This window comes from Bradyrhizobium sp. CB2312 (assembly GCF_029714425.1).
GTDB lineage: Bacteria > Pseudomonadota > Alphaproteobacteria > Rhizobiales > Xanthobacteraceae > Bradyrhizobium.
The window spans coordinates 2,678,734-2,699,748 of record NZ_CP121668.1 but is presented as its reverse complement, the minus strand read 5'-3'; the positions used below and the strand labels follow the sequence as shown (position 1 = coordinate 2,699,748).

The 21,015-nt window shown below is 60.9% G+C and carries 20 protein-coding genes and 3 pseudogenes; 6 read left to right on the top strand and 17 right to left on the bottom strand.

The window, feature by feature from the left end; translation table 11 throughout:
* Positions 1–90 precede the first annotated feature (90 nt).
* The 9 genes from QA642_RS12825 to QA642_RS12785 all read right to left on the bottom strand — a co-directional run bounded on the left by QA642_RS12825 (position 91) and on the right by QA642_RS12785 (position 7,915).
* The gene (locus tag QA642_RS12825; protein ID WP_283084987.1) at positions 91–774 is read right to left on the bottom strand and encodes a DUF2848 domain-containing protein; all 684 of its coding nucleotides are present in this window, start codon (positions 772–774) and stop codon (positions 91–93) included.
* Entirely contained in the window at positions 758–1,450 is a 693-nt protein-coding gene (locus tag QA642_RS12820) for an ATP-binding cassette domain-containing protein (protein WP_283084986.1), read from the bottom strand. Before QA642_RS12820 ends, QA642_RS12825 begins: the two co-directional genes overlap by 17 nt.
* Entirely contained in the window at positions 1,450–2,196 is a 747-nt protein-coding gene (locus QA642_RS12815) for an ATP-binding cassette domain-containing protein (protein ID WP_283086868.1), read from the bottom strand. Before QA642_RS12815 ends, QA642_RS12820 begins: the two co-directional genes overlap by 1 nt.
* On the bottom strand, positions 2,193–3,041 hold the full coding sequence (locus tag QA642_RS12810; protein ID WP_283084985.1) for a branched-chain amino acid ABC transporter permease: 849 nt from the start codon (positions 3,039–3,041) through the stop codon (positions 2,193–2,195). Before QA642_RS12810 ends, QA642_RS12815 begins: the two co-directional genes overlap by 4 nt.
* Before the next feature lie 74 nt (positions 3,042–3,115).
* Entirely contained in the window at positions 3,116–4,129 is a 1,014-nt protein-coding gene (locus QA642_RS12805) for a branched-chain amino acid ABC transporter permease (protein WP_283084984.1), read from the bottom strand.
* A complete protein-coding gene (locus QA642_RS12800) occupies positions 4,066–5,454 on the bottom strand; it encodes an ABC transporter substrate-binding protein (protein WP_283084983.1) in 1,389 nt (462 codons plus the stop codon). The genes QA642_RS12805 and QA642_RS12800 overlap by 64 nt, the downstream gene beginning before the upstream one ends.
* Before the next feature lie 55 nt (positions 5,455–5,509).
* Positions 5,510–5,890: a cupin gene (locus QA642_RS12795; RefSeq protein WP_283084982.1), complete on the bottom strand. Its 381-nt coding sequence runs from the start codon at positions 5,888–5,890 to the stop codon at positions 5,510–5,512.
* 15 nt (positions 5,891–5,905) lie between these two features.
* Complete coding sequence (locus tag QA642_RS12790) at positions 5,906–7,375, bottom strand: 4-hydroxyphenylacetate 3-hydroxylase N-terminal domain-containing protein (protein ID WP_283084981.1); 1,470 nt, start codon at positions 7,373–7,375, stop codon at positions 5,906–5,908.
* A gap of 21 nt (positions 7,376–7,396) precedes the next feature.
* A complete protein-coding gene (locus QA642_RS12785; protein ID WP_283084980.1) occupies positions 7,397–7,915 on the bottom strand; it encodes a flavin reductase family protein in 519 nt (172 codons plus the stop codon).
* 150 nt (positions 7,916–8,065) lie between these two features.
* Here QA642_RS12785 and QA642_RS12780 point away from each other — a divergent pair, with 150 nt between their 5' ends.
* On the top strand, positions 8,066–8,671 hold the full coding sequence (locus QA642_RS12780; protein WP_283084979.1) for a MarR family winged helix-turn-helix transcriptional regulator: 606 nt from the start codon (positions 8,066–8,068) through the stop codon (positions 8,669–8,671).
* A gap of 251 nt (positions 8,672–8,922) precedes the next feature.
* Positions 8,923–9,120: pseudogene (gene eno / locus QA642_RS12775) on the top strand (phosphopyruvate hydratase); the annotation flags it as partial.
* 506 nt (positions 9,121–9,626) lie between these two features.
* Here the strand turns inward: eno and QA642_RS12770 are convergent.
* Positions 9,627–9,773 (bottom strand): annotated as a pseudogene (locus QA642_RS12770) (ATP-binding protein); the annotation flags it as partial.
* A gap of 1,055 nt (positions 9,774–10,828) precedes the next feature.
* Here QA642_RS12770 and istA point away from each other — a divergent pair.
* Together istA and istB (QA642_RS12760) are read left to right on the top strand one after the other, a co-directional pair.
* Complete coding sequence (gene istA / locus QA642_RS12765) at positions 10,829–12,361, top strand: IS21 family transposase (RefSeq protein ID WP_283086867.1); 1,533 nt, start codon at positions 10,829–10,831, stop codon at positions 12,359–12,361.
* An 11-nt stretch (positions 12,362–12,372) separates the two neighbouring features.
* Positions 12,373–13,116: an IS21-like element helper ATPase IstB gene (istB, locus tag QA642_RS12760; protein ID WP_271597274.1), complete on the top strand. Its 744-nt coding sequence runs from the start codon at positions 12,373–12,375 to the stop codon at positions 13,114–13,116.
* A gap of 303 nt (positions 13,117–13,419) precedes the next feature.
* On the opposite strand, the gene QA642_RS12755 is transcribed toward istB (QA642_RS12760), so the two are convergent.
* From QA642_RS12755 to QA642_RS12725, 6 genes are all read right to left on the bottom strand, one after another.
* Entirely contained in the window at positions 13,420–13,848 is a 429-nt protein-coding gene (locus QA642_RS12755) for a hypothetical protein (RefSeq protein WP_283084978.1), read from the bottom strand.
* A gap of 28 nt (positions 13,849–13,876) precedes the next feature.
* Positions 13,877–14,098: a hypothetical protein gene (locus QA642_RS12750; protein ID WP_283084977.1), complete on the bottom strand. Its 222-nt coding sequence runs from the start codon at positions 14,096–14,098 to the stop codon at positions 13,877–13,879.
* Positions 14,099–15,787: 1,689 nt separating this feature from the next.
* Positions 15,788–15,991 carry a hypothetical protein gene (locus tag QA642_RS12740; RefSeq protein WP_283084976.1) on the bottom strand — a complete coding sequence of 68 codons (204 nt, stop codon included), beginning with the start codon at positions 15,989–15,991 and terminating at the stop codon, positions 15,788–15,790.
* Positions 15,992–16,061: 70 nt separating this feature from the next.
* On the bottom strand, positions 16,062–16,289 hold the full coding sequence (locus tag QA642_RS12735; RefSeq protein WP_283084975.1) for a hypothetical protein: 228 nt from the start codon (positions 16,287–16,289) through the stop codon (positions 16,062–16,064).
* A gap of 1,018 nt (positions 16,290–17,307) precedes the next feature.
* Positions 17,308–17,748 carry a nuclear transport factor 2 family protein gene (locus QA642_RS12730; RefSeq protein WP_283084974.1) on the bottom strand — a complete coding sequence of 147 codons (441 nt, stop codon included), beginning with the start codon at positions 17,746–17,748 and terminating at the stop codon, positions 17,308–17,310.
* A complete protein-coding gene (locus tag QA642_RS12725; protein ID WP_283084973.1) occupies positions 17,681–17,992 on the bottom strand; it encodes a hypothetical protein in 312 nt (103 codons plus the stop codon). The genes QA642_RS12730 and QA642_RS12725 overlap by 68 nt, the downstream gene beginning before the upstream one ends.
* A gap of 672 nt (positions 17,993–18,664) precedes the next feature.
* On the opposite strand from QA642_RS12725, the gene QA642_RS12720 reads away from it, so the two are divergent.
* Together QA642_RS12720 and QA642_RS12715 are read left to right on the top strand one after the other, a co-directional pair.
* Entirely contained in the window at positions 18,665–18,922 is a 258-nt protein-coding gene (locus tag QA642_RS12720) for a hypothetical protein (RefSeq protein ID WP_283084972.1), read from the top strand.
* A 167-nt stretch (positions 18,923–19,089) separates the two neighbouring features.
* Positions 19,090–19,317 carry a nuclear transport factor 2 family protein gene (locus QA642_RS12715; RefSeq protein ID WP_283084971.1) on the top strand — a complete coding sequence of 76 codons (228 nt, stop codon included), beginning with the start codon at positions 19,090–19,092 and terminating at the stop codon, positions 19,315–19,317.
* A 510-nt stretch (positions 19,318–19,827) separates the two neighbouring features.
* On the opposite strand, the pseudogene istB (QA642_RS12710) reads toward QA642_RS12715, so the two are convergent.
* Positions 19,828–20,565: pseudogene (gene istB, locus QA642_RS12710) on the bottom strand (IS21-like element helper ATPase IstB); the annotation flags it as partial.
* Positions 20,566–21,015: the final 450 nt, after the last annotated feature.

Genomic DNA, 21,015 nt, shown 5'->3' with positions numbered 1-21,015 from the left:
CAAGTGTTGCCTCGAGCCGAGCGACGGCCGAACGACATGTATTGTCTCGAGTGTCTGTCATTGCCTTGGACCGGTTCTTGGGTGTGACGATCAGGAAATGATCGGCAGCACGGCAACTTCATAACCATACGTGAGAGCACGGTTGAGGACGGGGTCCTGCAGCTCCATCTCGAACCGCGTCCCCGGCCGAATGCCGCCAATCGCTCCGGGCGTGCCGCAAAACATCAGCGTGCCGGCCGGCAGCGTGTCCGCGCCGGTGTGGCGGCGGATCAGATCGCGCGGTGTGCGCATCGACGAAACCGGACTCTCCTGATAGAGCACGCGCTTACCGTCGATGGTGGCCCACGACCGCAGCATCAGTTGATCCCAGTGCTCTTCTATATCGGCGTACCACCAGAGCTGCGCGCCGACCGGCTTGCCGCAGAGTTGCTTCGACAGCGCGATGCCCGATGCCTCGGCCTTGCGATCGGTATGGTCGGATCCAATCCCAATCCAAAGCCCATCTGCCATCGCGACCACGATCGGCTCTGCTTCACCCGAGCTATCCGGGCCAAGCACGGCCAGGCTGAGTTCCTGCGTCAATGTCTGCGGCGCAACGCGGTAGTAGAGCGGCGTCGTCGAGGGACGTGGAATGCCGAGCGCAGCGAGTTCTTCGATGTGATGTTCGATCGTCGCTGCGTCCCGGCCTGCCCACCCCGCAATCACGAGGGTATTGATCTTGACGCCGATGTGGTCGGTCCGGTCTTTTGCGATGCGGTCAAATTGCAGCAACATGGGCTTCCCTATTCGAGGTCGATGTCATGAGGATTTCGCCGCGCTCAATCTGCAGTGTCCGGTCGGCGATCCGGTCCAGCAGTGCCGGCGACGATTCGGTGATCAGCAGGGCAAGCTCGGGGCGGCGCTTGCGCAACTCGCCAAGCGTGCGCGCATAGTCGAGCGCCAGCGCCGGGGCCAGCCCCTGGAACGGTTCATCGAGCAGCAACACCTTGCGCGCGATCATCAGCGCACGGCCGAGTGCAACCATCTTTCCTTGCCCACCAGAGACACCACCAGCCGGCCTCGCTCGCATGATGTGCAGCTCGGGAAGCAAGTCATAGACCTCGTCGAGCCTACGCGCGATCTCCGCCCTGTCGAGCTTTAGCGCCAGACCCGGAAGACGGATGTTCTCTTCCACGCTCAGCTCGGGAATCAGGCGACGATCCTCGGGCGCATAGCCGATCCCCGCGCGCGCACGATGATGGGCCGGCATGCGGCACAGGTCATCGGCGTTGAGACGGATAGAACCGCTGTCAAGGTCGAGAAGACCCATGATCGCGCGCAGCGTCGTGGTCTTGCCGGCTCCGTTGCGGCCGATCAGCACCGTCGTCTTGCGCTCGATGATGTCGCAGCTGACCCCGCGCAGAACGCGAACGCCCTCGATCGATACGTTGACCCCGTCGAGACTCAGCATCACGCCACCCCCACGACGCGTTCGCGAACCTGCGCGTTGTTGAACACTTCGTCGGGCCGTCCTTCGGCCATGATGTTTCCGGCGTTCCAGACCAGGACGCGGCTTGCGTAGCGCGCGACCACGTCCATATCGTGCTCGACGAATAGCGCCGTGATCCGGCGTTGGCGTAACGCACTCATCAGCGCTTCCATCAGAGGGAAGCGCTCCAGCGCGCTGACGCCGCTGGTCGGCTCGTCCAGCAGCAAGAGCCGTGGCTTGAGCGCCAGCGCGACCGCGATGTCCAGGAGTTTGCGATGCCCCTCCGGCAAGGTGCTGCTGATTCGCTCGGAGTCGTCGGCAAGGCCAACCAGGTCGAGCAGCGCCTTCGCCTCCTGGCGCCGAGCGGCGGTCTCGAGCGGGCGGGCCGCGCTCCACAGGCCTTCGTTGGCCGCCAGCGCCAGCATCATGTTCTCGATCACGCGCTGCGCGGAGAACAGCTGCGGAATCTGGAAGGCTCGGGCGACGCCGCGGCGCGCGATGGCGCGTGGCGAAAGCCGGGTGATGTCCCGGCCGTCGAGTTGCACACTACCCGACCTCGGCTTGATATAGCCGGTACAGATATTGAGCAGCGTCGTCTTGCCAGATCCGTTTGGTCCGATGATCGCGAGGAACTCACCCTCCTGAATCGCGATGCTTACACCATCCGCGGCCTTGACCCCGCTGAATCGGACGTGAAGATCCTTTGCCTCGAGAATGGGTTGCGTCATAGGCTCGACGCCTCTTTGCGCGAGAACAGTCCATAAAATCCCTGCGGCATGAACATGATCACGATGATCAGCGCCATGCCCACGATCAGGTTCCAAGCGTCGGTCACGCTGGCTGCTACACTGTGGAGCAACTCCAGGAACAGTGCGCCAAGGAATGCGCCGGGCACGCCACCGATTCCGCCGAGCACGGCAACCAGCACGAGATGCCCGGACGCGGTCCAGAACGCGAAATCAGGCGCAACACGACCAATCGCAAATCCGGCGATCGCGCCGCCAAGTCCCGCCAGTGCCGCCGAAATGACATAGGCGACCAGGAGAACTGCCCAGACCGGAATCCCGAGGTATTCGAGCCGAATTTCATTGGTATGGACGGCCGAAAGCGCCTGGCCCAACGGGCTGTTCAGGTAGCGCTGAACGGCAATGCCGACCAACACCATCAGCGACAGGCTCAGATAGAACAGAACGCTCTTGAAAACAGGTTCGGCCATTGCGACGCCGAACATTCCGGGAATCGGGATGGGCATGCCGTCGGTCCCGCCGGTGACGCCGTAGAGCTTGGCGCACAGCGCGAAAAATACCATGGAGACCGCAAGGTTCAGCATCGCGAAGAAGATCGCGCGATAGCGAACGAGGAACGATCCCACGGCGGCGCCCACAAGTGCGGCAGCCAGCACAGAGAGGACCAAGAGGCCCCCGAAATCATTGACGCCAGCCCGTGCCAAAAAAGCAACGCCATAGGCGCTCGCGGCAAAGAACATGGCATGGCCGATCGAGATCAGTCCGCTGCGGAGGAGAACCGCAACACCGAGCGCCGCCAAGCCTTTGGCGATCGCAAGCGTCAGCACGAATTGCAACCAGGGGGCAAAGATTGGAAGTACCGCGAGGGTGAGGACCGCGGCAGCAGCAAAGATTGTACGCATCAAATTCTCCGCGCCGTCATCGATCCGAACAGGCCGTAAGGGCGGATCAGGAGAACGGCCAGCATCGCCAAATAGGGCGCGACCGCATCCAGCGAAGGCGCCAGATAGATCGCGAGCACGCGTGCCAGGCCGACGATCAACGAAGCCACTGCAGCGCCTTCGATCTGTCCGAGGCCGCCGATCGCCGCCACCGCAAAGGCGAGGACCATCGTGTCGGCACCGAGGCCCGGCGCGACGCCGGAGGTTGGAGTCGCCAAGGCACCTCCCAACGCCGCAAGGAATACCCCAAGCGAGAATGCCAGGATAAATATCTTGTTGGTATCGATGCCGATCGACTGTGCCATCTCTCGATCGGTCACGACGGCCGTAGTCAGCCGCCCAAGCCGAGTGTGGTTGATCAGGAGCCGCAGGCCGATCACGACTAGCAGCGCCATCGCAATCAGCGCGATCTGGTAGTTCAGGTAGACGATCCCGCCAATGCTAGACGTGCCGAGCAATCGCATCGGTGCATCCTCGTAGAAGGATTGCACGCCAAAGGTCATGCGCTGCAGATCTTCCAGGATGAGAAACAGCCCAAAGGTGACCAGGATCTGGACGGCCTCCGACTTCCCGTAGGTCCACCGGATCAAGCTGCGCTCGATCAACGGACCGAATATCACTGCGACGAAGACAGCGCTGAAGAACAGCGCCGCAAACGATAGATATGGGTTGAGCTGCCGGCTCGCTATGAACAAGCAGATTGACGCCGCGACATAGCCTCCGATCGAATAGAGACTCCCATGAGCTACGTTGAGGACGCGCAGCACGCTGAATACTAAGGTCAGGCCGACCGCAGCGAAGAAGATCAACGCGGCGCTTGCAAGGCTATCTACCAGCAACGGAATGATTGCATTCGACATCGGCTTACGCCTCACGTGATAAAAGAAAGCAAGTTGGTGACTATTGTTACCTAATTGTAGCTTCCCGGCTTCGGCAGGTTCTTCGCGAACTCCGGCGTCAGCGTCGAAATCCAAGCAAGTGGGTCCTGACCGACCTGCGGCATCACGCTATCGCCCTTATAGCGAACCATGTCGCCAATGACGGGGAACGGCTGCGCCGGCGTTTTCATCGTGACGCCGACAATCTGGTCGACAAGGCCGTCATTGTCGGCGCGCGTTTGCACGGTGCCAGTCAGTGTCGCGACCTTGCTCCCTTGCATGGCGCTTGCGAGTTCTGCACGCGTCGGCCACCTGCCGCCATTCTTCAACATCGCGGCCTTATAGGCATCCTTCATATAGACCAAAGTATTGGCCATCTTAATGGATGGGGAAACCGGATACTCTCCGAAGCGAGACTTGTATGCCTCAGCAAATTTGATCGCCTCGGGATTGGCCTTGGCATCCGGCGACATCCACCAGCCATCACCCAGAACGCCAACGATCACGCCGTCGGGCAACGGAACGCGTTGCAGCACAGTCTCGCCGACCGCGAGGATCACTTGGCTGGAAGTGAACAGCCCGCGCGGCGCGGCCTGGCGCACGAAATTTTCTAGGTCAGCACCCCAGAGGTTAGAAAAAACGACATCCGGGCGCGCGGTAGTGAGGCGCGAAATTTCCGTCTGATAGTTCGGCGAGCCGAGTTTCGGATATAGCTCGGCGACGATCTCGACGTCGGGTTTCAGCGCCTTCAGCGCCGCTGTGAATATCTTGGCTGCGTCATGGCCGAAGGCGTAGTCTGGATTGATGATCGCGACCGTCTTCATGTTTGGTTTGCGCTCCAAAACATAGAGCGCGTAGGCGACGAATTCAGGTACGGTGTTGCCGTTCGGACGGAACATGTGTTTGCTTTTTCCGTCGATCAAAAGTTGATGGGTGTCACAGTTCCAGGCGACGGTTGGAACCTCCAACTGTTCAGCGAGGGGCGCCAGCGCCAAGCAGTTGGCGCTCGATAACGCCGCAATTAGCACCTGATTCTTTGCGTCGCCGGCCAAGCGGCGATATTCGGCTATGACGCCTTGGGTTCCTTGCCCTTCGTCGACATAGGTCGCACTTACCGGCACGCCCGCGATACCGCCTTGAGCATTGATCTGCTCGATCATCAGGTCGGCTGCATTTTTTCCCGGCATGCCAAAGGCGGCCGCGGGACCAGATGTGAAGGTGAAGATGCCCAGTCCGACCGAACTCGGCTTTTCCTGTGCCGCGACTGGAGTCGTCGCCACTACTCCGATCGCAAGTGCACCCGCGAGACCATCGACCACCAACCGTAGATTGGCCTGCGGCAGCCCGCCATCCAATCTGAAGAGCAATTGAAGCGACGACGCGCAACGCACAACTGCTCTGGAAATACCTCTGAACACCATAATTTTTCTTCCTTTGGCCGGTCAAATGGATGTTGTTGGCGATCGCGCGCCGGTATCAAACCGGATCAAAGTAGTGCATCTCGATCAGCAGGCAGCCGTTGACGGATTTGAACGGCCCGTGCGGCGCATGAGGTGGCCGGCAGGCATAGGTGTTCGGCGGGAAGCTCTTGCCACCCTCGCCCTTCTCGTCGTTGCCGACGATCAGGTCGCCCGAAACGAGATAGACCTCCTCCCAGTACTCGTGTGAGAAGGGAGTGGTCGTATAGACGCCAGGCGCGAAGCGGAGCAACCGGGTACGCGTCCCGCGCCTGTTCGCCTCGTCCAGTCCGCCCGCAAGGATCTTCTGCTGGATCCCCGCCGGGTAGCCGGCCGGCACTTCCCAACCGGCATTCATGTCGAGCGTATAGAATTCGTCGTGCTTCTTGTTGACAGGCATGGTTGTCTCCTTGGTTCAGGCGGCTTTGCTGGAAGATGAAACGCCGTTGAGGTCGTAAGAATCGAGCATGCTCTGGACCAGCCGATCGGCGCCCGCCCAGTCATAGGTGCGGTAGGAATGGCCCTTGGTGACGAAGGTCGCGCCGGAGTAGAACATCTCGTATTGCTGATGCCGCGAACCGAACTCGGAGCCGACGGCATCCCAGGCGAGCTTGTAGAACTTCACGCGATCATGTGAGTTGGCCTTCGGCGACTGCTGCGTCTTGCCGATCAGGGTCGCGATCTCGGGATTGGCGAGATCGGCGACGGACGAAGGCAACATGATCATGCCGCCGCCGGCGAGCTCGCGCAGGGTGTTGAGGATGTGCGTATAGAGCTGCTGCGTCAGCACCTGCGCGGAATAGAGCGTGTGCCGATCCGGGATGAAGTAGGGACCGATCTGCGTGCCCTTCGCCTCCATGGCGGCGACCATCGCGTCCACCATGCCGGTCTCGGCCGCGAGCTGCCCCAGCATCTCGCGCACCTGCGGAAATTGGGTGACGCCGTTCATCTCGGCGGTTCGGTGCGCAAGGCCCGCAAGGAACTTGAGCTTAACGCTCAGTCGGACCATCGCCTGATAGTTCTGATACACGTGACAAGGCGTGCCGTGAAATTGCCTTTGGCACATCTCGACATTGCCTTCGACGAAGACGCGATCCCACGGCACCTTCACATCGTCGAAATAAAGAACGGAATCGTTCTCGTCGAACCGGCTGGCCAGAGGATTGTCGAACACGGCGCCCGCGGCATCTTCGTAAGATTTGCGCGACAGCATCTTCAGCCCCTTCGTATTCATCGGAATCGCGAAGGACATCGCATAGCGCTCTTCACCCGGACGCATCGGCTGGATGGTCGTGACAAAGACCTCGTCGGCTACGACGCCGCCGGTAGCCAGCATCTTGGCGCCGCGGATTATGATCCCTTCGGCATCGCGATCGACGACGCCAGCGGTCAAGAACGGATCGACCTGCTCGGCCGCCCCCTTCGAACGGTCCGCCTGCGGATTGATGATGACGTAGGTAAGATAGAGATCCTTATCGCGCGCATAACGATAGTAGCTCTCGAGCGCACCGGCACGGGCCGGATCATACTCCTTGAAGACGTCCAGCCCCATGTAGAGCCCGGAAATGCAGGATGCGACGTGATCCGGCGCGCGGCCCATGAAGCCCGCGTGCAACTCGGCCCATGCCTCAAGCGCCTTTCGCCGCGTGACGAGATCGGCGTAGGTCGCTGGAAGCTGCCAGATGCGGTTGGCACGCCCGGCGTCCGTCGCGAACGTCATCAGATCCGCATTCTCGGGAGTGTTCGCAAAGTCGAACAGACCCGCCATCGAACCGGCGAGATTGCGGAAGGCATGGTGTTTCGTCACATCCCCCACGGCGGAGCCGTTGATGTAGATGGTGCGGCCGTCCTTCAGACCCGATAAATATTCCTTTGCGCTACGCATCGCGGTTTCTCCGGTTCGAAGCTAGTAGTGAATGGGAAGCGGCCAGGTCGGCTCGCGCTCGGTTTCATCGATGAGATCGCGGTATCGACCACGAAAGAAGATCAGGGGCGCAGCTGCATCGGGACGGGTCGTGTGGCGGACGACACGAACGACGAAGATGACGTGGTCGCCGCCGTCATAGTTCGCGTAGGGCGCGCATTCGAAGTGGACCAGCGCGCCCGAGATCAGCGGGGCCTCGGCATGGCCGACCGATGTCTTGACCTGATCCCATTTGTTGGAGAGGGCGCGCGCGAACTGGTTGGAGATGCTTTCCTGGTCGCGCGCCAGGATGTTCACCGCAAAGCCCTTGGCATCGAGCATCGCAGGCAGGCTGCGCGCCTTGCGGTCGACACTGAAAAGAACGAGTGGCGGATCAAGCGAGACTGAATTGAACGAACTCATGGTCACGCCGATAAGCTCTTCGCCCTTACCACGCGCCGTCACCACCGCAACGCCGGTCGCGAATTCTCCTAGCGCACGCCTGAATGCATGGTCCTCCATGGGACACCGCCTCGCTGTCCTGCCCTGCTTTATAATTCTCAAGTAGCTTTCTCACAAAGCTATCTGGAAATGTCAAGCCCTTGCTGTGCAGGCACATGCGTGCTTTTTAGAGGAAACCAGCGAAATGCCGTTCGCGGGGGGAGGAAGACCGTGATCGATGCGCTTTTGACAGTGTCGAAGCCCGACCTGCTCGACAAAAATGGGGACCGCACGTTTCGCGGTCTCCTCTACGACTATTTCGCGTTCGGACGCAGCCTGGAATCCGCCCGTGAAACGTTCGCGAGCTTTGCTGGCCTATCGCCTACCCAGTACCTGATCCTCATCGCGATCAAGAATTCGACGGCGGAGGAACCGATGGGGGTCAACCAGGTCGCCGAAAGGCTGTATCTAAGCGGCGCCTTCGTTACCAACGAGATCAACAAGCTGGTTTCCGACGGCCTGCTCGAGAAGAGCCCCCATCCGGGCGATGGACGGCGGGTACAGCTCGCCCTCACCCAACACGGAGTGGATCAATTGATCAGCCTCGCCGCCTTGCAACGCCCGGTCAACGACGCGTTGTTTGGGGTGTTGACACGCGAGGAGTTCAAAGTGTTGTCCCAGCTCCTGTCTCGCCTTGCTGCGAACGCCGATAGCGCGTTGAAGCTCGCCGAACATGTTCAAGCGACGCTCAAGTTTCAGGAGGATCAGCGGGCTTCCGGAGCCAATTTGTCTGACTCCCGCAAAAAGCCACGAGCCGCGCTTCGCAACAGTCGATGAAGCCAACAGGGCGATTGCGCCGCTCCTGCTCCACGTGGTGCGAAGGAACGGCGGCACCTTCCAAACCGTCAAGGACTCGACTTTTGAGACGTCCCCGCCGGCCGCTTCCAATTCCTTCCAGCTGTACTCCTTGCGCTCTGGCTGACGCGTGAGATCGCATAGCCGAGGCAATAATTGTTGGTGGGACAGCCCTGCGTTCCCGTGTCTGTGCAGGCGCTGTTCTGTGGCGAGAAGTGACACCTGCCGATTGCGGCTACGTGATCTCGCATCGATCAGGCGAGACCGAGGACACGTTCATTGCCGACTTTGCGGTTGCCATGGGCAGTGGACAGATCAAGGCTGGATCACTGTCCCGCAATGAGCGGCTCCCGAATTACAATCGCCTGCTCGAAATCGAGCGCGAGCTTGGCGCTGGGACCGTTTACCAAAGTCCATTTCCGAAAGCATGAAAGCAGCTCGCGTGCCATCTGACGACCGATCAGGCGAGCGAGCGTCTTGAGGGCCTGATCCGCGCGATTGAAGTGACATAAGTATCAGTGATCGGAATTTCTTCGTTCTCTTTCCTCATGAATGAAATCCTAAAGACCGCCAAGAAAATCGGTGCTTGGCCCGGCACGCGTTATGTTTTCTGGATCCGGATGGCCAAGCTCAGCGCAGCCGGAGCACTCGTCTGCGGCCGCGACGAAGCGATGAGTGTGGTTGCGGGGTTGATTTGAACCTGTCGGCTAAGCCGTTGATGTTGTTGGGCTCGATTTCGGACAAAAAATAACCCCAGCAAGTGCTTCAGACTGCTGAGGTTATTTGCCAACTTGGTTGCGGGGAGGCGCAACCACCGTGTCAATCGGCTTGCAAATTTTGACCCCTTGGCGCGGCGAGCTTTGCTGGTAGCGCTCGTCTCGTCGGAGCTGGCCGGGATAGCGGAGGCGAGACGAGCGCGGGTGGCGTGATCGTCGTCTCGGCTCTTGAATCGCCAACTATCGTTGCCGGTCTCGACAATGTCGCAGTGATGGGTCAATCGGTCGAGCAGCGCTGTGGTCATTTTGGCGTCGCCGAACACGCTCGGCCATTCGCCGAAGGCGAGATTGGTGGTCACGATCACGGAGGCGCGCTTCGCGAAAAATCCAAATAGACTGGCTCCGAGTTGGCCCCGGCCGACGTGAGGATGTAGGCCGGGGCCTTCTGGAGGGGGCTTGGTGTCGGTTGCACCAAGCAGAGGCGAGCCTACTCACAGCTCGAAGGGCTGCTCTGTTCGTTTTAGCACAATTTCGATGGCTATTTTTTTGATCCGATTCACATACATCAATGCAAGCCGGGCATGAGCGCGGCCTACTCATCAGTTCGCAGGAAATTGGGGGGCACGATGAGCGAAATTGCGCAGCCGGCGGGCCGATTTCTCATTCGAATGGGAGGCACTGGTTGGATGGTTTACGATCGAGAGCGTCGGGGCCCAGCATTGATCGGGACAGACGTCGCGGCCAATTTGACCAGGGAGCAGGCTGAGCGCGCATACATGATCCTGGTTGGCTCCGCAAACGAGTCTTGAGCAGACAGTCGCCGCCTGCAGGGCCCTGGACAGGTTACCTTCGGACGAGGTGCCTGCTATCGCCGCTGAAGCGACCGCGGCTGCCGGACATTGACGACCGGGCGCCGGAGTTCAATAATGTTGGAACTTCCCGACAATGAAGCCGGAGCAAGTTGGATGTCTTTGTCCGACCGGGTGAAGTCTAATATGGAAGTGGTGCTAGAATAGATGTGCCGACAACTTCCGCACGGGGGCGATCATGAGAGCCGTAAGATCATTGCGGAGCAGCTTTTAGAAGCTGCTCAGGCTGGACAAACCGGCCTGCCTGAGCTTCGCGCCGTCGCACTGCAGGCATTTGCGCGCGCAACAAAGATCACTCGGCAATAGGCTGCGCGAGGCGGCCGTGGCTTCTGTCGGCGGACGATGCGCAGAGTGCGGATTCCGCTCGATGTCGCCCACCATTCCGAGATGATCTCGCCCACCATTCCGATTTGAAGTCGCCCGCCCGTTCCGAGATGATGTCGCCCACCATTCCGGGATGATGTCGCCCGGGTGACGAGACCTCTTCTGGCTCCCATAGGGTCAACCCTTTCGGCTTTGCGAAGGGGACCTGGATGCCGACGGAGAGGCTTGCGATGCGCCGTGTGCGCGATGTGATCAGAATGAAGGCGGCCGGGCTGCCGAGCCGCGAGATTGCGCGACGGGTGGGCGCGGCACCCTCGACGGTGCGGCTGGCGCTCCGGCGGTTCGAGGCCGCGGGCTTGAGCTGGCCGTTGCCAGACGACGTCACCGACACGGTTCTGGAACTTCGCCTGTTCGCTAAGACCGGCAATGGCAACCGTCAGGGTCACCGCCGCATCGCCGAGCCCGACTGGGCGACCGTGCACCGCGAGCTCAAACGCAAGCACGTGACGCTGTCGATCCTGTGGGAGGAATATATCGCCACCGAGCCCGGCGGATACCGGTACTCGCGCTTCTGTGAGCTCTACCGCGCCTGGGAGGGCCGTCTGTCGGTGACGATGCGCCAGGCCCATGTGGCTGGCGACAAGCTGTTCGTCGACTACGCCGGCGATGGCGTGCCGGTGGTGGTCGACCGCCTGACCGGTGAGCGCAGAACGGCGCAGATCTTCGTCGCCGTGCTCGGCGCATCGAGCTTCACCTACGCGCAGGCGACGTGGACGCAGGGGCTCGCCGACTGGATCAGCGCCCATGTTGGCGCCTTCGCGGCGATCGGCGGCATACCGGCGCTGCTGGTGCCCGACAACACCAAGGTCGCGGTCATCAAGGCGAGCCTGTACGACCCGCAGATCAATCGTACCTATGCGGAGATGGCGGCGCATTACGGCACCGCCATCTTGCCGGCGCGGCCGCGCAAGCCGCGCGACAAGGCCAAGGTCGAGCAGGCCGTCCTCATCGTCGAGCGCTGGCTGCTCAGTCGCCTGCGTCATCGCACCTTCTACAGCCTGGCCGAGGTCAATGCGGCGATCGGCGAACTGCTCACGAGGCTGAACGAGGAACGGCCGATCCGACGGCTCGGCGTGACACGCCGCCGGTTGCTCGAGGAGGTCGACCGGCCGGCGCTCAAGCCATTGCCGGTGTCCCCCTACGTCCTCGCCGAGTGGCGGATCCGCCGCGTCAGTCTCGATTACCACGTCGAGGTGGAGAAGCATTACTACAGCGTTCCGCATCGCTTCGCCCGCGCCGAGGTCGAGGTGCGGTTCACGGCCCGCACCGTCGAGATCTTCCACAAGGGCGAGCGGATCGCCGCGCATCAGCGCATGAGCGGCAATCACAAACACACCACCGTGCCGGAGCACATGGCCTCCAGCCATCGGCGCTACGCCGGCTGGACCATCGCGCGTATCCGCCAGGACGCCGCCGCGATCGGGCCGGCGACCAGCGCGTTGTGCGACCTCATTCTCGACGAGCGCTCGCACCCCGAGCAAGGCTTCCGCGCCTGCCTCGGCATCCTCAGGCTCGCCGCCTCCTATGGGCGCGAACGGCTGGACGCCGCGGCTGCGCGGGCGATCGACATCGGCGCGCGCACCTATGGCTCGGTCAAGTCGATCCTCGCCAATAATCTCGATCGGCGTCCTGCTCACCAGCGCTCCGCGGACGATGCGCCGATCCTGCATGCCAACATCCGCGGACCGCGCTACTACAATTAGGAGATCATCCCTTGCTCACCCATCCGACCCTCGACCGCCTCAACGCCCTCGGCCTCCACGGCATGGCCAAGGCCTTCGCCGACATCGAAGCCACCGGTGAGGCCGCAAGCCTCGGTCACGCCGAATGGCTTGCTCTGCTGCTCGAACGTGAAGCCTCGCTGCGGCACGACAAACGGCTCGCCACCCGCCTGCGCTACGCCAAGCTGCGCCAGCAGGCGTGCGTCGAGGACATCGACTACCGCACCCCGCGCGGTCTCGACCGTCCGCTGTTCGCCAAGCTTGTCGAGGGCCGCTGGATCGACGACCACGTCAATCTCCTGATCTGCGGCCCGGCCGGCGTCGGCAAGAGTTGGCTCGCCTCGGCGCTCGGCCACAAGGCCTGTCGCGACAATCGCTCCGTGCTCTATCAGCGCGTCCCGCGCCTGTTCGACGATCTGGCGCTCGCCCGCGGCGACGGTCGCCATCCACGCCTGTTGCGCGGCCTTGGCCGTGTCGATCTGCTGATCCTCGATGATTGGGGGCTCGAGCCGCTCGATGCCGGCGCCCGTCACGACCTCCTGGAAATCCTCGAAGATCGCTACGGTCATCGCTCCACCATCGTCACCAGCCAGCTCCCCGTGGACCAGTGGCATCTGCTCATTGGAGATCCCACCTATGCCGACGCCGTGCTCGATCGCCTCGTCCACAATGCCCATCGGCTCGACCTCACCGGTGAGAGCCTGCGCCGAAGCCGGCAACCCGCCCGAAAGACCTGAGCCCGTCGCCCGTGGACATGCCGCTGCGCTTGGACAACGCCAAGGCGTTGCCCACATGCCCACAGCAACCGCAACAGAAACAGGAGAGTTCAAGCCGCGATTCCGGGTTGACCGCCCGGCTCGCCCAATGCCAGAAAATCTATCGGCCAGAATGCCTCGCTCCCGGGCGAGATCAAATCGGAAAGGTGGGCGACATCGTCTCGGAGTCCCCGGGCGACTTCATATCGGTACACCCGGGCGACTTCGTCGGAATCCGCACGCAGAGGATAGGGCGGTTTCTTGATTGGCCCGACGGGCCCCTAACTAAAGACGTGCGCCCGAACTTCTCCTCTCTGATGGACGATTACCGGGTAGGCGCCACCGGATCGGTCCCGGGAAGGTGTTGGCAATGCCTAAAGCGCGCTCCTCGTCCGTCTCGAGAGCTATCTTTTGAGCGAGCATGACGTCGCCCTCGACCAAGCCACCCAGCGGGACGAAACACCAGCCCTTTCCGAGCCGCCCGTATTCATCGATCTCTTTGACGTTACCGGATATCCCCCGCCGGATGCGGTAACGCTTCCCGCTATCGCCTCCTACGACTTCAAAGTACCCCCTGCTATCGAACTCCGCCCTTTGCGCAGGCGAAAGCCAGGAACGCAGCAGCCGCAGCGCACGAGCCTGAATCGTTTTCTCGGCCTTAGCCGCTTGATAAAGCCTACCCACCGCGGCGCTGCGAAAGGTCAACGGGCCCATGCGATCGAACCTTCTCTTCACTTGGTGATCATCCGCCCACGAGCCGCGGGAAGAACAATGTCTCTTCGGCCGTCGGATCGAACGCGCTGATCCTCGTTATTTCCCCGGGACCTTTCCGCACCGCGGCCGTATATCCTTTGAGAGTAAATTGCAGAAAATGCCTCTCCGCCTCTGCCAATGCCTCCGCATTGGAGTTGTCGAAGAAGTGCCGGCTATCGCCGCTGTGATCCATCACGATTTGCAGCGCCATGCTGAGGCTCCTTATTGTGTTCAGAGAGGAATGTGGAAGCCGAGCCCTCGTTCCTAAGTTCGACTGCTGCTGTAAATCTTTTCATCGTGCTGCATCATCGGCGCGAGACGGCGCATGCATCTCACTGAACGTGCGGGCGGTAATCCCGAGCCCTACGATCAGTTGCTGGGAGCCATTGGCTGCATGCCCCACTGGGAGGTACCGCATGCAGGCGGCGGCTCAGTGCAAGAGCGTTCCGCGCGCCCGAAGACCACACCTATCCACGAGCTCGAGCGCTATATGAGATGCAAGCAATGTTCAGAGTAAGCTTTTCGATTTTCTCTGCAGTCGGACCCTGCTTCCAGCGCGCCATTTTTCCGACCTCAACGGGCTTCAGCAACTATGGCCAAGTCCGCGACGATTTTCGCCAGTTCCGGTGAATTCACCATTGCACAGGGCTTTCCGTGTGCGGCACATCGCTTGGCACAAACTGCACTTGCCCAGGAGAGCGCGATATCTGCACCATCAGTGAGCTTGCCGCCCAGGATGTTCTACCTCCAATAGCACATGTACCACGGAGGGGAGCGCTGGCCCCGACGCTTAACCAGCCCCCTGTCCCGGCGTCGGGGCCACGTTCCGCGAGCGAGATTTCGCTGGTGTCCCGCCATGTCGGAGAAGTTGAGGCTTCGGCGGAGTGAGAGCATGAGAGACGTTCCGATATTCACCTGTGCCCACTGTCAAGTACAAGACGGGGATGTGATCAGCATTACCATCTCCTACCAGAAGGGAGATTCTGTCCATGGCAAGTGGCACCCAGCGTGCTTCGAGCAGGACAGGCCGATGCTGAAACGCAAGGGCGACCCCATAGTCGGCATCTGCAGCAGCGCACCGCCGAGCGACTCGCGTAGCATCGATCATCGAGGCCATCACGAACAATGGTTAGAGCTTGCGAGGGTAATCGGGCGGCAGATCGCGAGAGACGACGCCACGCCATGGATCGTCGAGTATTGGAGAAGGCCAACAGGCTGACCTACTCTGTCGCCGCGCGGCAAGCTCCTCGAGCTCGCTGCTAGCGTCGCGCCCGTCCAGGATGGCCGGATTCATATCGAGAAGATCAACGCGCCGTTTCTCTTCACTCTGAAGGGCAGCGGCCCAGAGTTCGGAGCCAGCATCAGGTACGCCGTCGAACACGGCTGCTCGAGCTGCACGAGAGCGGAACTTACGTCAGGCTGTCAACAAGGACTGAGCGCGGCCTCTCTGAAGCGTGCTGCTCTAATTAGGACACCCGCAGATTAAATTTAGAACGCTCTATCATTTGAGATTCCGGGAGTGAAATCCCGGGCGAGACGCTATCAACCGGGCGTGCCGCGTTGAGTATGGTGCGTCGGGCGGTCTCGGTGCGTCTCGGTCCAGCCCCGGAGATGCCCCGGGACCGTTCGTACCGGCGCAGGGGAATTAGGACACGAGATGTCGCCGGACTTCGCCCGGCTGCATGTTCAATGAAGCCGTCAGGTCCGCATCCAACTCCCGTTCAACGAGGCTCGCTGCCCAGCCTTCGGGAATGGCGTCGAGCACTCAATCCACAGCGGCGCCTCGCTGCGTCGCCGCTAGCCAGAGCTGGCATTTTCCGCTGTCGGTTGTGACCCGAACCAAATAAACCCGTTGCACCCCGTATAAGTAACAAACCGGGCGTACGTTTCTAGAGCTGAGCTATTCCGGAGGCTGAAGGCCGGGCGATTTCAGCCAATCGCTAATGTGCGCGCCTGTTTCCGCAATGCTGGCTCTTTTGAGAAGAGCTTCCCGCTCGGGCCCGGCGGGCAACTGGCTGGCCTGTTCTTTGAGCCGAGCAGCTTGCTCAGCCATCCGTTCTTCAAGGGAGCGGGTCTGCTTCACTCGACGGCGGTGCAGGGTCATCGCGAGCCTCTTGGAGCCGTTGTCGATGACACTCCTAACAGAGCGACGTACAAACAGTTCCGAGAACGAACTAGGCAAGCATGGCTTGCAATCTGAACGAATCCCCGACTGAACCGTCCTGCTCCTTAGGCGGCTCTGGGTGCCAGACGACCGGCACCGGCAGTCTCAGCAATTCCTCGGAGCGCGCAAGCGCCTCCCAGGACCGACGCAGCATTTCATGCGTCATCTCTTCCTTTGCACGGTGTCTTTCGATGTGGACTTTGATGTAATCGCGCCATTCCCGCTCAATTGGCAACATCGGTGTGCCTCTCACAGGTGCTAACCTAGGAGAGGAACTCAGGTTCAGCCGGCCGGTTCCGAGTCGGCCCAGACGATCCTGCCGCACGGGCATTTATAAACCCGAACAGTCCCCCCTTTCTTGGGATCGAGCATAGAGGCCGTCAGGCGCGGGGTTGCGGAGCAAGCCGGGCAGGAAGGCCGCATAGGTCGAGCAACACTGCTTTGGTCTTCCACGACTCACCACCATTCCCGGTAAGCCGCTCATTATGTGCAAAAGTGTACAAAGCTGAAATCACATAGGCTAACGGATCCTAGAGATTCCTGCCTAGTTCTCGTAAGTGCGCGACCCTTGAGCCTTCTCGGCCATGGCCAACCATTCCTCCGCCAGCCTCAGCCACGCCTCCTTGTCGGCTAGGCGCGTCGCCTTCTGAGCTTCTTCAAAGCAGTTCTGCGCTTGGCGAAGGTATCTGTCGGCGTCATCTTGCATGAGCCCCAAATGCACAGACGGGCCTAAAGTGCCCAAAAGAAAGCCGCACGCGTTGGTCTGGAACAGCGCCCGCGGCGTGCGCCGCGCCAATGGGGGCAAAGCGCGACACGACATACGCTACCACGAAGGTTCGCCAGCTTGAACCAGCGCCGCTCCACGGCTGTGGCCATGGCCAGGTGGAGTCGATTCACTTTGATTAATGCAGTTCTCCAGCAGCAGGTGCACCCTCGGCGTGCTGCCGCGGTGGGTGTTCCAGACGATTGGCGCCAGAGCGCTTTAAGGCGGCCTGGCTCTCCTCCAAGGCGAAGGTCCGCCCCGAAGAGCTAACGAAGGCGTTCGAGGCCATGGATCACGCCAACCGGCCGGGTCGCTACTCCCGATCTTGACGCGCCCACCACGGGGACTGGAAGCCGGTGCATCGGGCCGACTTCGTGTTCGACGTCGTGTGCGATTGAAGTGAAGCCGCGCCGTGCCGCGCAAGAGGCCGACTTGGTGTCGCAACCGTGGCAGCCTCCTTCGTGTCGGGCAGACGGGTGCTCCGCTTTAATAATCAGTCTTTCTTGGGTGGAGCTGGCGATGCTGTCAGCATTCGGATCTTCCATTTGTCGTCTGACTTGACGTAGACGGCGCTCCAAGTACCCGATGCATCCAGCGCGTCGCCCTTGTCGTTCTTGCCGGTGATGTGGAATTTGCCCATTGCGGCCGGGGTGTCATTATCAACCTGCCACACCTCATCGACCGTGGCATCGAGCTTGTTGAAACCCGCCTTGAAAGTACCCGCATAAGCGGTCGCCACGTCTTGCATTCCTGTCGCGTTAATAAAAACCCCATCCTTGGTGTACAGCGCGGCGACGCATGCCGGGTCCTGCTTGGTGTAGCAAGCCTCGTAGGACTTTGCGATCTGACTGGCTTCCTGCTTGAAGTCAGAGGCATACGCCGAAGCCGAGAACATAAAGGGGATGCACAACGCCAATAGAACCGGACGTTTCATTTTCATTCCCTCCATCAATGGTGCGCAATTGCACCGCGACGCCCACCGCGATGGGCGCTGCGTTGCAATCCTGAACCTTCGAGCCGCAAGGTTCGCGTTCTTGCTGGCCAAAAGGTTGATCTAGCTCAAGGGTGACCGACGGGCGCATTCCCATCGAGAAGATCAACTGTCCATTCCTGTACACGCTCCAGGTAAGCGGGCTGGGATGGGCACCAATCTGGCTCTGGACCGTCACCGTGCCCATTCCAGGCCCACCCTCCGGGAAGCCAAGGAGCGCTTCAAGACCGCGTGGCTCACCTTCAAGGCGATCGGACCCGAAGAGCTGGCAAAGGCGTTTGAGCCCATGGATCACCCCAAACGACCGGGCCGCTACTCCCGAGCTTGAGGGAACGTCTGGCAATCCGAAAATTTATCGTGATGTCGGGTCCTTGCCCAAGAACCCGGCGGAGCTGCTGAACTGGAGTAGCTCTTGCAATGCGGCCCCGGTCATGCCCCATTTGGCCGGGGTCCGTTCTATGAGCCTCGCGCGATTTCCGTCATCTGACAGGCAGTCTTTCCCTCCGGTCAAACCACCAAACTTATTGCGAGGGTGACGCCCCGGTATAAAACGTAAAGCCAGCCCGCCATCGCAGCCAGCACGGCAGTGCCGAAAGTGGCCTCCACGACGAGGTCTACCTCTGCTTTTTTTCCTGATGAGGGGCTTCCCCCGAATTGATGCCAACTTGATCCAAAGCATCCATCACTGGTACTCCACGATCTTTGGAAAGAACCGGCAACCCTTGGTTTTATCCACGTTCCAAGCCTCACTTGCGTTCTTTTGTGGGCAGAGGGCTGACTGTGTGGTTTCGCTCTGATCTTGACGCACTCGGCGCCGCCCGTTTGAAAGTGGCAGCGATGTCCAAGCGGCGTGCGGTGCATGACCAGAAACGTCGAGGAGCGGCCCTACGGCAAGCCGGAGGCTGCCGCGCGCAAGCTGATCGAGTTGGCTGGTTGCATCGCGCCGGTTCAAGACGGGCGCATCCATATCGAGAAGATCAATGCGCCGTTTCTCTTCACTCTCAAGGCGACGGGGCCGGAATTCGGTGCGAGGCTCGCCTCTGCCATCGAGCAGGGATGGATGGAGCTGCACGAGAGCGGCACCTATGTCCGGCTGCTGACACCTCCGACAAGCTAGCTTGCTACCTTCGCCTCGACGGTCCGGCAAAAGGCTAGTGGATGGGTATAGCCCTATGGCAACCGGCATATGGGCTTGGTCGAGTGGGAACAGCAAACATTCACGGTCGATTTGGCCAAAGACTTAGCTGGGTGCCTCGCCAAATCGCGGACATGGAGGTGCTTGTCATGTCTTTCGACCCAATGGCCGCTGCCGTCGATTGGTTTGATGCCTACCGTGCGGGCGACATTGAAGCGATAGTCGACATGTACGCCGAAGATGCTGTGGTGTTCTGCGATTGTGACGGATTAGCTATCACCGGCAGGGAGGCCCTGCGAAGCTACTGGGCTGCCCGTCTAAAGAATACCCCGCTGCCGAGCTGGACGATCTTCAGCCCTCGCCCGGCGGGGCACTGATCTCCTACGTCACCGCGAAAAAGGTCGTGAAGGCGGTCTTGGCTTTTAATGATGCCGGAAAAATCAAGACCCTGAATTGCGGTCCCTCCAGCACGGAGGCAAAGGCCCCTCCAAAGGTAGTAGGAACGACGCAGGGCATTGAAAATTTCCCTGCCCGTTAGCCCTTCACGCGGGCTGGCCTGAAGGGTTGGCAGGACGGCTCCGGGTCCCACCCCGGGGCTACCCGGAGCCGTCTTCTCGCTCCCTTTGAATTTAATCTGCGATATTCGTCATTTTATACATACGAACAGTAATCTCAGGCTGAGATTACTCCAGCGCATGCGTTGCGTTAGCGTGCGCTGGCGGCCCCGGCTCGTCCCCCTCCAGCCCCAGAGATGGGCTTGGGGCCGTTCCGACCCATGGGTCTGCACGGCTGCTCGCGCACATCGGAACGAGACAGGTCCGACGCGTGTCAAACGCCATCCGGAAGTGCCCCCTTTGCGTCATGAAGAACTGCCCCCACCCTCGGGTTCATGATGGCAGTTGAAGGTTGGCTCCGCCGCTGACGGGACGGAGGGAGGCGGAGCCGACCGGAGGGCCGTCAGCGGCGGGCGCCTTGATGAGGCCGCTCTTTCGCTTGGCGCGGAGCCGATAGCTGTCGCCGCGGATGGTCAGCACGTGGCTGTGGTGCAAGAGCCGGTCGAGGATCGCAGTGGCGACGACCGGATCGGCGAACACGGTGCCCCATTCGGAAACGCTGCGGTTCGACGTGATCAGCATGGCGCCGGTTTCGTAGCGGCGGCTGACCAGCTGGAAGAACAGATGCGCCGCGTCGGGCTCCAGCGGCAGGTAGCCGAGTTCGTCGACGATCAGCAGCTTTGGCTTCGCCAGCGCGAGCAGTTTCTCGTCCAGGCGCCGCTCGCCGTGCACCTTGGCCATGCCAGCGACCAGGGTCGTCGCCGTGGTGAACTGCACCGTGTAACCGGCCAGGATCGCCTCTCGCCCGAGCGCGATCGACAAGTGCGTCTTACCGACGCCCGGCGGGCCGAGCAGCAGCACGTTCTCGCCGTTGGCGATCCAACGTGACGCGGCCAGGTCGCGGATCTGCTTCGGATCGATCGACGGCTGTGCCTCGAAGTCGAAGCCCGCAAGCTCCTTCACGGCCGGGAAGTGTGCGAGTTTGAGCGCCATCTCGACGCGGCGATGATCCTTGCGCGCGATCTCGCGCTCGCACAGCAGGATCAGCGTCTCACGCGCCGATGCTCTTGACGAGCAGCTCGAAACGGTTTCGGCTCAGATAGCTCCGGTGCTTCTCAGGTCGCTAGAGATCCGCTTGCCTCATGGAATTCGAATATCGGCGAGCTCACGTTTAGATTGTGCAGTGTGGTATTTTTACTACGGCCAAGCCATTGAAAGTACAGGTGCCGCCAAACATTAAATCCCCATAGACGATCTTCCTGATCGTCCGAAGGTTGTTTGACGCGATTTAGCTCGATCACGCGGCATCGTCCTACGTCCCCCCAGCGCGGTTTCCTCCTTTGGAGGCTTTCGGGCGCCGGCCCCGTGCGCGCCGCGCCACCATCATGGGGCCGGCATCCGAAACCCTTCACAGGAGCCGACCTCCGACTTGAGAGTGATCGACGGATTTTGCTCGAATTTTTAATCTGATGGACGAAGATTTGTGCATCAATCTTCTCTATCGTTGGAAGCCGATTAGAG

What these genes read in the sequence shown, in the direction of transcription:
- QA642_RS12800 (WP_283084983.1), bottom strand. Translation starts at nt 5,454, where the DNA reads ATGGTGTTCAGAGGTATTTCCAGAGCAGTTGTGCGTTGCGCGTCGTCG.
- QA642_RS12820 (WP_283084986.1), bottom strand. Translation starts at nt 1,450, where the DNA reads ATGCTGAGTCTCGACGGGGTCAACGTATCGATCGAGGGCGTTCGCGTT.
- QA642_RS12725 (WP_283084973.1), bottom strand. Translation starts at nt 17,992, where the DNA reads ATGGGCACGGTGACGGTCCAGAGCCAGATTGGTGCCCATCCCAGCCCG.
- QA642_RS12815 (WP_283086868.1), bottom strand. Translation starts at nt 2,196, where the DNA reads ATGACGCAACCCATTCTCGAGGCAAAGGATCTTCACGTCCGATTCAGC.
- QA642_RS12785 (WP_283084980.1), bottom strand. Translation starts at nt 7,915, where the DNA reads ATGGAGGACCATGCATTCAGGCGTGCGCTAGGAGAATTCGCGACCGGC.
- QA642_RS12825 (WP_283084987.1), bottom strand. Translation starts at nt 774, where the DNA reads ATGTTGCTGCAATTTGACCGCATCGCAAAAGACCGGACCGACCACATC.
- QA642_RS12795 (WP_283084982.1), bottom strand. Translation starts at nt 5,890, where the DNA reads ATGCCTGTCAACAAGAAGCACGACGAATTCTATACGCTCGACATGAAT.
- istA (WP_283086867.1), top strand. Translation starts at nt 10,829, where the DNA reads ATGCGCCGTGTGCGCGATGTGATCAGAATGAAGGCGGCCGGGCTGCCG.
- QA642_RS12790 (WP_283084981.1), bottom strand. Translation starts at nt 7,375, where the DNA reads ATGCGTAGCGCAAAGGAATATTTATCGGGTCTGAAGGACGGCCGCACC.
- QA642_RS12735 (WP_283084975.1), bottom strand. Translation starts at nt 16,289, where the DNA reads ATGTTGCCAATTGAGCGGGAATGGCGCGATTACATCAAAGTCCACATC.
- QA642_RS12720 (WP_283084972.1), top strand. Translation starts at nt 18,665, where the DNA reads ATGACCAGAAACGTCGAGGAGCGGCCCTACGGCAAGCCGGAGGCTGCC.
- QA642_RS12715 (WP_283084971.1), top strand. Translation starts at nt 19,090, where the DNA reads ATGTCTTTCGACCCAATGGCCGCTGCCGTCGATTGGTTTGATGCCTAC.
- QA642_RS12750 (WP_283084977.1), bottom strand. Translation starts at nt 14,098, where the DNA reads ATGGCGCTGCAAATCGTGATGGATCACAGCGGCGATAGCCGGCACTTC.
- QA642_RS12755 (WP_283084978.1), bottom strand. Translation starts at nt 13,848, where the DNA reads ATGGGCCCGTTGACCTTTCGCAGCGCCGCGGTGGGTAGGCTTTATCAA.
- QA642_RS12730 (WP_283084974.1), bottom strand. Translation starts at nt 17,748, where the DNA reads ATGAAACGTCCGGTTCTATTGGCGTTGTGCATCCCCTTTATGTTCTCG.
- QA642_RS12740 (WP_283084976.1), bottom strand. Translation starts at nt 15,991, where the DNA reads ATGACCCTGCACCGCCGTCGAGTGAAGCAGACCCGCTCCCTTGAAGAA.